Here is an 11,590-nt window from a genome sequence, read left to right as displayed (position 1 = left end):
AGCAAGCAAGCAAGCAAGCAAGCAAGCAAGCAAGCAAGCAAGCAAGCAAGCAAGCAAGCAAGCAAGCAAGCAAGCAAGCAAGCAAGCAAGCAAGCCTTTATTTATAAATAAAGGCTTGCTTTTATCGGAAAACAGCGTGTGTTTTCCGCAATTTCCGTCTATCCCTTTCCTCTTTTTCCATCAACCTTTCCGACTGTTGTCCTTGCCGGCATTCCACCGGTCATGGCATGGCGGCGAATTCCTCGTTTATTCCGGTGGGGGGAGGACGGCATGAGATATCCGACCACGGTGAAAACACTGATCGACAAGCTCCGGGACGGCGATTCGGTTTCGTGGGGCGAGTTTTACGAGCGGTATCACCAGATCATCCGTGACGTGGGGGCCGTAAAGGGGCTTTCCGGGGACGAATGTTCCGATCTGGTGCAGGAGGTGATGCTGCGCTTTTTCCGCAATTCCTCCACGTTCCGCTTCGATCCGAATATCGCGAAATTCAGGACTTATTTCAGCCGGATCGTTTCCGGCAAGATTGTGGACATCCTGCGCCGGCGCATGGTGACGAAGCCGGAGTTCGCCGCGGATGAGGAGTTGTGCCGGGGCGTGGAGGAACCGCCGGACGTCGCGCTGGACCGGATCCTGCTGGACCGCTGGCGGCGGTTCATGCTCGAACAGGCCAGGGAGATCCTGCGGTCGCGGGTCGATGCCGGAACCTATCAGGCGTTCGAGCTTTACGCCGAGCAGGGGAGGGAGCTGCGGCGGGTCGCCGAGGCGCTGGAGATGACGCCGAACCGCATCTACGTCGCCAAAAGCCGGTGCCTGAAGACGCTGCGGCAGATTCTCCTTGAACTGAATGAATCCGACCCGGAACTGGAGCTGCTGCGCGATGAAGTATGACGTCGGGGACAGAATCGGCTCTTATCAGTTGCTGTATCTGTGCGGCGAGGGCGCGTACGGCCGGGTGTTCCTGGCCCGTAACGTGCTGACGCAGCATCAGGTGGCGTTGAAGCTGCTGCCGCTGTCGGCGAAAGTCACCGCACGGGAACTGCAGGGATTGAAGAACTACCGGGAGTGCCGCCATCCCAATCTGCTTCAGATTCACCATATCGATCAGGCGGAGGGAGTCCTTTACTATACGATGGACGCGGCAGACAACCTTGCCGGAACGGGCGGCGGGTACGAACCCGACACGCTGGCGGCGCGTCTGGCCCACCGGAAATCCCTGCCTGCCGGCGAGGTCGCCAAAATGGCGGCGGAACTGCTGGAGGGGCTTGACTGCCTGCACCGCCGCAACCTTCTGCACCGCGATATCAAGCCGGACAATATTCTGTGGGTGGACGGCCGCGCCACGCTGGCCGACATCGGCCTGACCACGGATTCGCGGAATGCCAGCCTGGTCGGGACACCGGGATTCATGTCCGGCGAGCTGCTCTCCGGCAAGCGCCCGGCGAACCGGGAGGATGACCTGTACGCGCTGGGCAAGGTGATCTATTGCGCCCTGACGGGATGTGCCGTGTGCGACTATCCGCACTATCCGCAATCGGTCACGATTTCGGAAGCCGCCCCGCTGATCCGGGCTTATACGGCGGCCTGCCGTTCGCCTTCGACGGTGAAGTCCTCGCAGGAGATGAAGCGGCTGCTGACTGCTCCGGCGGAAACTGTCGCGCGGCGCCGGGGAGGCGCGTGGCGGTGGGCCGCCGGACTGCTGTTGCCGGCTGCAGCAGCTGCTGCTGTGTTCTTCCTGTCGTGGAAAACGGAGAAAAGGCCGGTGGAAGCCCGGAGCGCTGCTGTCCCGGTTCCGCCCGCGGAAAGCACCGTTGCGGCCGCATCGCTCCCGGAGCCGCTTCCCGGCGGGGCGCTTCCGGTTACGGAACTTGAACTGCTGTACCGGAACCGGACTTCCGGGCAGGTGAAAGCGCTGCTGGCACGGGCGGAACGGGCGGAGGAAATGCTTGACCGCGAAGCTGTGGAAAAGCTGGGCGAACTGAATGTGCACGAGATGACCGCGGAAACCTCCCGGATGGTGCGCGGCCTGATCCTGAAAGCACGCGAGGAACACTGGCGTGAGGATCCGCTGTGCCGTCTGGCGCGCAAAGAGGAGCAGGTGAAAGCGTTCCTGGCCGGGCGCCGGAGTGGGGGAGAGGCGGATGTCCGGGCATTTCTGGCTTTGCTGAACGAGCGGGATTCGCTGGTGCGAACCTGCATGAAGTTGAACGACGACAAACGATAACCGGGGAGGGAAGGATTTACGGAATTTACGAAATGATACCGGAATAAGCAAAAACAGTGGGAATTCTTTCTGTTTTTTGCCGTGCATGTGTAAGAAATGAAGAGCCTGCGCGGATAATGGCAGAAAGGATTCGACCGGAAATTACAGAAAAAGGAATTCCCAAATATCGGGAAACAGAATCAACCAACCGTATATAAAGGATAAAAGAAAAATGAAGAACTCTTTCGTTGCACTCGGAGCTTTTGCCGCCGCTGCCATGTTCGTCGCCGGATGCGTGTCCGGCGACAAGCGCAGTGAATGGGACGCCCAGTATGAGCGGTTCCGCACCGAACGCCCCGCGGCGGTCGCGGTGAATTCCGGCGATGCGAACCTCGACGCTGTCTCCGCCACCACCGCCAAACTCTACGGTGCCACGGTCAAGTACCTGGATGAATACGTGACGGCCAACAATGAAAACCGTCCCTATATCGGCTATACCTACGAGGTTGAGGAGCTGGTCAGGAACAATAAGGGCATGACCGAGGCGCAGGCTTCCGAAGTCGTTCTTGCCGAAGCGAAAAAGCGTGACGAAGGCAAACCGGAAAGCGAGCAGGAGTATCCGCGCATTATCGCCGGACACAAGGCGGTGATGGCGTTGAAGCCGGAAAACAAGCTGGCGGAGCTTACGCCGCTCATCGCCGAGGCCGCCTCCAATGTGGACAAGGCGATTGCGCTGAAGGATTCGTTCAAGGGGTTCGACGCGAATACCCTCATGAAGGTGAAAAGCGTGATGAACGTGATCGATCAGGCGCAGTTCACCAGCGAGGCGCTGGTGTTCCTGAAGTACCGCTATGAGCAGGCGCAGAGCCTTGATGAGGGCCGGATGAAGTAATTTCCTTTGTCCGGGGCGCGGGGGCACGGCCGCGCTCCGGAACGCCTTCCCATTGCCAGAAACATAAAGAACGGTTAAAAATGACAAGAACACACGAGAGGCCGAGTATGAAGTACGGTTTGGTTTATCTGGGAGGTCTGCTGGCGGTTCTGGCCGCCGGTTGTTCCTCCGACGATATCGCTCTGGAGCCGACCCACGCCACCTATTCCTATGAACAGGTCAAGGATCAGGAGATCGCGCTCCCGGCCAACTACAACAAGAACAACTACCGGAAACTGCTGCTCGGCGTCGCGGTCAACGACATCGGAGTGAAGGCCGGGGAGATTTCGCCGAATGTGGTGCAGACCCTGAGTACCCGGCTCCAGACGGAGATGGCGAAACTGAAGCGGTTTTCGGTGTTTTCGGCGCACAACCGGGGCGGGGTGCTGCTGTTCCAGTCGCTGGCGGATGTCGGCGATGCGAAGATGCCCGACAAGAATTCGCGGGAGATGGATCTGATCCTCAGCGCCTCCATCACCGTCAGCAAGGAAAAGACGGAACGCAAATATGACGACCTGCTGATCTACGAAGTCGAGTGCGATTTCAGTTGCGAGGACATCCGTACCGGCGAAGTGAAATTCGCGGAAAAGGCCACCGGCCGCACCGCCCGGGCGGTCAAATTCGGCCTCGGCGGCCGCCGTGTCGGCGGTTACAGCGAGGAAGATGAGAAACAGGCGATCTACAATGCAGCGATGAAAGCGATCGCGGTGGCCGCCAACAAGCTCGGCAACTACTATCCGGTCGGCGGGCAGATCACCGGCATGCTCAGCACGCGCATGACCATGGACAAGGGGTTCGAGCACGGTGTGGGCAAGGATATGGTGATGACGGTTTACGCGTCGGTTTCCGGCGTTGACGTGCCGGTGGCGCGCGCGGTCGCGTCGCCCTCCGACCTGACCAGCAGCCTGAAGATCATGCAGTGGAACGACGATGACGAGGACGCCGAACCGATTGTCGATGAGATCCGCAAGGACCGCAACTGGCTGAAGAATAACAAACTGTATGCGGTCGGGATCGGGCTGGCCACTCCGCCGGAGTGGGAAAATCAGTACAAAGACAGCTTCGATGAAAGCATGAGAGCGCGCTGATGTTCAAATTTGCTGCATGGCTGGGAGTGTTTCTGGCGGGGGCGGTGCTCTGCGCGGAGAATGTTCCGTTCGACGTCCGCGCCAAAGCGGAGCGGATGCGGGAGAACGGGCAGACCTGTGCGGGCGGCACGTCCGAAAAATTCGGCGTATACATCATTTCGCTGGTCGACCTGGAACTGGATGGCGAAATCCCGATGGCGGAGGCCTCCGAACTTGCGCTGGCGCAGGGCAAGCGGGAGATCGCCGCTTTCATCGGGCAGGAGGTATCCGCCCGCGACCGCGTCGAAACCACGGTCACGACCATCGATGACCGGACGGAGAGCAAAGAGTTCCACGAGTCGATGATTTCGGTGAACGTGAACCAGTTTCTGCGCGGGGTCGTGCTGTACGATATCCGGAAAACCCGGAAGGGGGTCAGCGCGATCTGCTTCGTGACCGGCCGCACGATGGATATGTCCCGCGAGCTTCAGGAGCAGATGGCGAAGCTGCCGCCCGGCACGGTTTCCGCCGTCGGCGTCGCCTACGTCGTGGACGGGCGGCTCGACCTGGCGAAGCAGCAGTCGCTGCAGACGGCGTTGCGGTCGGCGGTGGAACAGGTGCTCGGGACTACGCTCGCGGCGAATACGCAAGTGCAGGACAATGAAAAAGTGCGTTCGAGGATTTTCGCTCACGCCTCCGGTTTTGTGGAGGAGTACCGGATCATCGAGGAGGGCGCCGGCGACGGCAGCTACCGCACCGCGATTTACGCCAGGGTGGCGAAAGACAAACTGCTGGAGTCGTACAGTGCCTATCTGAAATCCTTCGGTGATCCGCTGTTCTGCCTCAGGAGCGGCAACCGGGAGCTTTACCAGACGTTCGCGAAGTTCTTCGTCGGCTTCGGACTGAAACTTTCCGCCGATGAAAAGAAGGCGGACTACCTGATCGATGCGCTGGGGGATTACCGGCAGCTCCGCCATCCGGCCAGCGGGATGAATGGAGTCCAACTGAGTTTGTGGATTCGGATCAGCGACGCGAATACCGGGCGGGAGCTGCTGTCGCAGAAGAACGACCCGCGCCGTTCGGCGGTGTTTCACGCCTCCGGCGAGCGGCAGAAGGAGATCGCGACGGAGAAGGCGTTCGCACAGATCCGGGAGCCGCTCCACAGGGAGCTGAACCGGATGATCGGACAGATGGCCTCCGCCGGGCGCGAGATCACGGTGGTGATCGACAACTATTCGACCGCGTATTCGGAGGCTCTGGAGCTGTTCTGCAAGGTGTTGGAACAGGTTCCGGGCTGCGGGAATGTGAACCGGAAGATCGACGCGGTCTCCCAGACCGTCACCGTCACCGCGGACTATCAGGGCAAGATGGATGATCTGGCGGATTTCCTGAAAGCCCGGCTGCGGAAAGAGATGCCGCAGAAGAGCTGGATACCGGCCGTTACCGCAGTCGAAACCAACCGGCTGCAATTGACTTATTAACCTTTCAATGATAAAGGAGAGATACGATGGAACACAGAAAATGGTTTGTTTCCCTGATCGGCGCCGGTCTGGCGCTCGGAATGCCGCTGCAGGGCTTCGCACAGGAAGCCGCGGGAGAGGAAGTTCCGGCGGTTGAAGCTGAATCCGCCGCCCCGGCGGAGATGCCGCCGCAGGAAGTGTCGGATGGCGGCGTGGAGGCGGTCCGTGAAGCGCAGGAGGGAGAACCGGCTCCGGCGGAACCGAAATTCAAAAGCGCCCAGCAGGTGCTGAAGCGGATCGCCAAGGAAAAGGGATGGGACGAAGGCTGGGATGAGGCAAAGAAACGCACGATCGTGATCGAGTCGGCTGACTTCAAGACTGCCGATCCGGCGACGGACGCCTCATTTTTCATCAAGCGTGAAATGGCCGCCAAGAAAGCCGTCCTGACGGCGAAAGTCGCGATTATCCAGACCATCAATCAGGAGATGTCGGCGATGGATCTGGTCAATATGCCGGGCAGCGACGTCAACAAGGCGTTGGGCGCGGAACGTGAAAAACTGAATACAGAACTTGCGCAGCAGAAAGAACTTCTGGCTTCCATGCTGGAAAAGGTGGACAAGGCGGAAGCCGACGTGCTGCGCGGAACCACATTCGGTGACCGTTTGAATGACCTGATGGCCGCCGCGATCAGGAAACTGGATCAGGAGTATGAAGCCGATGCGCGCGATAAGAAGGCGCAGGCACAGTATGAACAGGCCAGAAAAGAGTTTGAGGTCGCTCAGAAGAAATATGCTGAGCTGACGGAAAAGGCCGAGGCGATGCAGGCTGACGTCCGGGAACGGCAGGACAGTGCCGTCGAATCGATGGCCAAAATGCCGCTCTATGGTTCTTCGGTGATCATGCAGACCGAGTCCTGGGATAAATCCACCGGCAAGTATCAGGTTTCCGTGATTCTGTGCTGGAGCTATGCGATGGAACGTGCCGCCCGGGCGGTCGTGACCGGGGAGGAGTTCCGCATCAAGCCGAATGCGAATGGAAAGAGCGTGCAGAAATGGCTGGATTCCCAGAATCCCGCCACGATGGTCGGACCGCGCCAATATGTCGACGGTCAGGGCAACCGCTGGTTTCTCGGCGTGACGGCCCGCGCCTATGACGACGAACTCGCCTCCAGCGCGCGCCGGAGAAACAAGGGAATCGCTGAAATGTACGCCCAGCAGATGGCGGCCTTCTGCCTGTGGGCCGACGTGGAAAGCTATAAGCTGGCGCAGACCGCGCTGGAGAGTCGCGGCGACGACAAGGTGCAGCGGGATATCGTCGCGGAAAACTATGCGGAAAAGCTGACTCAGTCTTTCAGTAAAAAGAAGATTCGCGGTATGCAGAAGCTGTTCAGCGACGAGGTGACGCATCCGATTACCGGAACCACGATTTACGTTGCCGTGTACGGCATCAACCCGAATGCGGCCAAAGCCGCGTTGGAGATTGAAAAGCTGAACTACGCGACCAAGGTGATGGACAACCGCCACCAGACGGTCGAACGCGGCCGCGATGCCGCGAATCAGGCTGCGGTGAAGGCTTCCGAAAACCGCAAGGAGGATTTCCAGAAAGGTTACAATCAGCAGAAAAAAGCGGTGGAAGGCGAAGTGCAGAAGCGCGAGGCTGTGAAGAAGCCCGCGAAGGGAACCAATATCATCAATCGCGGGACTTCAAATGCCCCCGCCAGAACGAAGCAGTCCACTTCCGGCACTTTCGGCGGGGATGTCGATGTCAGCGATGATTTCTGATTGAGTTGCCGGTAAAAGAAATACGGGGAGGAAAAATTTCTTTCTCCCCTTTTTCAGGAGGAACATATGAAAATTCTGTTGTTGGCCGCAGGCTGCATCATGCTGGCCGGCTGTGCCGGAGCGGGGCGGATTGCGGAAAACCCGGCATCAGTCGGAAATGTGGAGACCGTCGCCGAAACGGAACCGGCGGGAAGTGTCGCGGCATTGCCGGAACCGGTTTCCTTTGCGCCGACATATCAGGCGGCGCCGGAAAAGCAGTATGCTGAAGCCCGCAGGATTTATGATTCCAGTCCTGCCGCAGCGCAGGGAGCATACCGGCATGGGACCCTTGTTTTCGTGATCGTCGTGATTGATACCAATCAGGAGAAGATCAGGTATCTGGAAGGGACCGCCATGCTGCGTGCAACCGCTCTGCTTCGGGAGAAGTATCCCCGACTTCCGCCGCAGTTCCGGCTGAGAAACCGGGTGGTGGAAAAAGAATTGGACGACGACACCGGGATTTACCGATATGCTCTGGTTTACCGTTTGACCGATATCGAAAAGGCAATCGGGAAAAAAGCCGGTGAGTGAGCGGAAGAAACGCTTGCGGATTCTCCGGTGGAAACAGTATGCAAGTGTTCCCATTCGAGCCTGAAATACCTGGTCTCCGCGCTCGGAGCCGTTCCGGGAATGAAGCGCATGAATCGGAACACTCTTTTTTATCTGCCTTTCAATGGACGGGAGTTTCCCGGCCGGGCTTTGCAAAGATGAGAATCGCAACAAAGCGGTTGCCGATATACAGGGTTCCGTTTGCCTGATGGCGGTAAGTGACAGCGATCCGCCGGCTCCGGAAGTCTCGGGCGGAGGAATGGTGACGGTTCAATTCGCTGGCAAGTATGGTACAGGGGACTTCCCGCCGGCTTTGCCGTCATATCGCCTCCTGTGTTTCATTGATTGCCGCAAGGAGCAGTCTGTAAAACGCCCGTTCGATCGCCGGGAGTTCATTTTGCGCAAGTTTTACAAGAGTGAACCAGAACAGCGGCAGCAGCAACAGCAGCGCGCCCGGCGTAAGCCAGAGCGGGCAGTGGCGCGGCGAAAAGCAGAGCGTGGCGATAAAAAGCGCCAGCAGCATTCCGAACAATCCGAACAACACCAGCCAGGCCAATCCCGGTATTTGGAGCGCATATTCGACCCGGCAGCCGCCCGGAGCCGGAACGATCCGGCCCTGAATCTCCGCCCGCGCGGAGTTCCGCATCCGTGTCCCGGTCAGGTTACAGGGCGGCTTCAGCCGGAATTCCAGATCGTCAACCGTGCCGTGGAACCGGACCGGCCGCAGACTCCGGGGAATATTCACCGCCCGACGCAGGCATTCGGCAGCTTTCTCCGGCGGGAGGGCCAGCAGAAAGGAACCGGTTTTATATACCCGGTTGAATCGTTTCATCGTTCTCCCCGTTTTCGGAAAAGATACATCAACTCCGATTGTTTTTCCAGCCGGGCCATGAAAAAAGCCGCCGGAAAATTCCGGCGGCCTTCTTATCGCAAATGCTCAGAACTCAGTTCTGCGCCTTGCTGACCCGTTCGGCATAAGCGCCGGTGCGGGTGTCGATCTTCACGATATCGCCTTGGTTGATGAAAAGCGGAACCTGAATTTCGTAACCGTTGTCGATTTTGGCCGGCTTGGTCACGTTGGTCGCGGTGTCGCCGCGGACGCCCGGCTCGGTTTCGGTGATCTCTTTTTCGATGAAGGTCGGCAGCGTGATTTCGATCGGCTGGCCGTTGTAGAGCACGAAGTTGCAGACGCTGTCCTCGATCAGGAAGTAGGCCTGATTGCCGAGGGTTTCAGCCGAAACCGCCATCTCTTCATAGGTGGTCGGATCGCTGAAAATGTAGTGGTGGCCGTCGAAATAGGAGTAGAACATTTCACGTTCTTCGAGGTCCGGCTTTTCGATTTTATCGGTCGGACGGTAGGTTTTTTCCATGCCGGAGCCGTTGATCATGTTTTTCAGGCGGCAGCGGTAGAGCGCAGTGCCCTTGCCGGGCTTGCAGAAATCGAACTCGGTGATGATCCACGGTGCGCCGTCGATCTGGATCTTCAGGCCTTTCTTCAGGTCGGATGGACTGAACATGTTTGAAAAACTCCCTTAAAACATTGGTGTAATTGAGTCGTAAACTTATAATGAACCGAATAATATACACCGGCATCCATATTTTTTCAAGAGGTCGGAAGGAGAACTTTTTGTGATGGTTCACTGAATCATACATCAACTCGACAGGTTGACAAATTTTCCTGTTATCAGAACGGCAACCAATAAACTGCAGGGAGATTTTCAATGAATTGGGACTGGAAGAAAGACACCTGTAATTCCCGGGAGAAAACAAAATATTGCTGCACCATTAAATATGGACAGGGTATTGTTGATTCTCTGCTCGAAGAAAAACCTTGGAGAAGATCAATTCCGCAAGAGGGTAAACTGGCTTTGGCTTCTTTGGCGCAGCTTGATGTTTATGAATTTTCTCATTGGGCATCTGATGTGAAAATTGATGCCAAGACTGATGGGATTGATATATCCGTCTGGATTGAAAATATCTGGCTGACGGCTCAAAAAGAATCCTGGAAATGGGAAAGTGAGTCTTCATATGGGGCAAAAGAACTGATCTTTCTGGTCTGCAAGGGGTGGAAGTGTACTCCGGCACTTCTCAAAAAAGTGAGGGAAAAGCGAATTACTCTGGCTGATATTCCACGGGGAGCCAGAAAAATTCTGGCGAAAAAAGTGGAATTGAATGAAAATGAATTTGATTATTGGGCCCAGGAATTGAGTGTTACGGAAGAAGCCGATGGATTCAGAGTACGGATCGGAGTTCCGAATATCTGGATCTGCGCGGATTTATTTCAAGGGGGAACCTGGTATTGGGATAAGCCGATCTGGGGAACGGCCGGTTTATTTGGGCGGTTGCCAAGCGTCTTGTTTACATGGCGTCAGAAGGTCATCTACTGTAATACCTTTAAAGAGTTGCTTGAAACTCTAACTGAAAAACGGGGGAAAGTATGGGGAATGGTTTTATTTGCTCATGGTTCAAGGGATGGAAGAATCTGGGAGAATACCAATGTTGATGACAGCCGTAATTGGCAATTTGACATTATGCGTAAATTAGATTCATACCGATACAAGCTTGCCCGGATAAATATGATGCAGTGTTACAGCGGTTATCAGGGGACTTTCGTGATTCCATTGAAGCATTTGGCTTATGTGAACCGTTTGTCCGGGGATAAGAATTCTGACACTTGGAAGAAAGAAAAAATTGAAAACTATTTCCGGAAGAAATATAAAGAATTTGATGATTCTGCTGATGTAGAAATCACAGTAGTGAAAGAAATTTCAACAGACGGCCAAGAAGTTTTCCGTTTGGGGGGTCGAGTTACCATCAACTGGGCCGGAGCCTGGTTTCGTTACGGGGAAAAGATAACGCTTTACCGATATGTGAACACGGCCCTATTGGATATAGACTGGAGCGGGTTATGGGAAAAGTGGAATGTTTTTGAATAAAAATTCATTACCGCTCGACCGGATGCAGCAGGATATGAATATCGGGTGATTTGATCAGAATGCTCTTGGTAAGATGGTCAATTTGCGCAACCCGGTAATCCTGCTCAAATATCTGTTTTTGACCATTCACTGTCCGGGTTGTCCATAACTCGAAAATACGCGGTGGAAGCGGCGGATGGTCGCGATACTCATGCCAGAGGAGGCTTCCTTGCAAGTTCGGAGTGGAAAAAGTCAGGCTAAGTGCGTTTGAATCAGGCCAGGGAGGTTCCGGGTATAAACCGGGGCTTCCCAGATAACCGATATAGCTCCAGAAACGAACAGGACCAATGGAAAACGAACCATCTTCAGCGGTAATCGTCTTTTGCGTCAATTCTTTGATTTTCCAACAGACAAACGTGATTTTCGCTCCGGCCAGCGGTTTGCCCTGAGCATCGGTTAATCGACCGGTCAATTCAGGATATCGACAAGTCGGAATTGGTGCAATGATGCAACCTGTCTGAAAAAGCATCACAGAAAAAAGAAAAATCAGGAACAGCTTCTTCATATTCATTAAGTAAAATTTCCCGGTAAAAGTTTCAACCTGATGATCCGCACCAACCTCAGCCCGTCGGAGGCGCTACGTGT

11 protein-coding genes are annotated in these 11,590 nt (G+C 56.0%); 8 read left to right on the top strand and 3 right to left on the bottom strand.

Annotated elements, in window-relative coordinates; translation table 11 throughout:
* The first annotated feature begins 270 nt into the window (after positions 1-270).
* The 7 genes from C8D82_RS12430 to C8D82_RS12400 all read left to right on the top strand — a co-directional run bounded on the left by C8D82_RS12430 (position 271) and on the right by C8D82_RS12400 (position 8,012).
* On the top strand, positions 271-891 hold the full coding sequence (locus C8D82_RS12430; protein ID WP_165833050.1) for an RNA polymerase sigma factor: 621 nt from the start codon (positions 271-273) through the stop codon (positions 889-891).
* On the top strand, positions 881-2,224 hold the full coding sequence (locus C8D82_RS12425; protein ID WP_165833049.1) for a protein kinase domain-containing protein: 1,344 nt from the start codon (positions 881-883) through the stop codon (positions 2,222-2,224). The genes C8D82_RS12430 and C8D82_RS12425 overlap by 11 nt, the downstream gene beginning before the upstream one ends.
* A 211-nt stretch (positions 2,225-2,435) precedes the next feature.
* Entirely contained in the window at positions 2,436-3,095 is a 660-nt protein-coding gene (locus C8D82_RS12420) for a hypothetical protein (RefSeq protein ID WP_116884610.1), read from the top strand.
* Positions 3,096-3,202: 107 nt separating this feature from the next.
* On the top strand, positions 3,203-4,222 hold the full coding sequence (locus tag C8D82_RS12415) for a hypothetical protein (RefSeq protein WP_116884609.1): 1,020 nt from the start codon (positions 3,203-3,205) through the stop codon (positions 4,220-4,222).
* On the top strand, positions 4,222-5,682 hold the full coding sequence (locus C8D82_RS12410; RefSeq protein WP_116884608.1) for a hypothetical protein: 1,461 nt from the start codon (positions 4,222-4,224) through the stop codon (positions 5,680-5,682). Before C8D82_RS12415 ends, C8D82_RS12410 begins: the two co-directional genes overlap by 1 nt.
* 26 nt (positions 5,683-5,708) lie before the next feature.
* Complete coding sequence (locus C8D82_RS12405) at positions 5,709-7,442, top strand: hypothetical protein (protein ID WP_116884607.1); 1,734 nt, start codon at positions 5,709-5,711, stop codon at positions 7,440-7,442.
* 66 nt (positions 7,443-7,508) lie between these two features.
* Positions 7,509-8,012 (top strand): hypothetical protein, encoded by a 504-nt coding sequence (locus tag C8D82_RS12400; protein WP_116884606.1) that lies wholly within the window; start codon positions 7,509-7,511, stop codon positions 8,010-8,012.
* A 337-nt stretch (positions 8,013-8,349) separates the two neighbouring features.
* Here C8D82_RS12400 and C8D82_RS12395 read toward each other — a convergent pair whose 3' ends face one another.
* The gene (locus tag C8D82_RS12395) at positions 8,350-8,862 is read right to left on the bottom strand and encodes a hypothetical protein (protein WP_116884605.1); all 513 of its coding nucleotides are present in this window, start codon (positions 8,860-8,862) and stop codon (positions 8,350-8,352) included.
* A 112-nt stretch (positions 8,863-8,974) separates the two neighbouring features.
* Complete coding sequence (efp, locus tag C8D82_RS12390) at positions 8,975-9,547, bottom strand: elongation factor P (protein WP_116884604.1); 573 nt, start codon at positions 9,545-9,547, stop codon at positions 8,975-8,977.
* Positions 9,548-9,751: 204 nt separating this feature from the next.
* Between efp and C8D82_RS12385 the strand changes: the two genes are divergently transcribed.
* Positions 9,752-10,966 (top strand): hypothetical protein, encoded by a 1,215-nt coding sequence (locus C8D82_RS12385; RefSeq protein ID WP_116884603.1) that lies wholly within the window; start codon positions 9,752-9,754, stop codon positions 10,964-10,966.
* A 7-nt stretch (positions 10,967-10,973) separates the two neighbouring features.
* Here C8D82_RS12385 and C8D82_RS12380 read toward each other — a convergent pair whose 3' ends face one another.
* A complete protein-coding gene (locus C8D82_RS12380) occupies positions 10,974-11,516 on the bottom strand; it encodes a carboxypeptidase-like regulatory domain-containing protein (RefSeq protein WP_116884602.1) in 543 nt (180 codons plus the stop codon).
* Positions 11,517-11,590: the final 74 nt, after the last annotated feature.

It is taken from the genome of Victivallis vadensis (assembly GCF_003096415.1).
Lineage (GTDB): Bacteria > Verrucomicrobiota > Lentisphaeria > Victivallales > Victivallaceae > Victivallis > Victivallis vadensis.
This window is presented reverse-complemented; position numbering and strand designations above follow the sequence as displayed.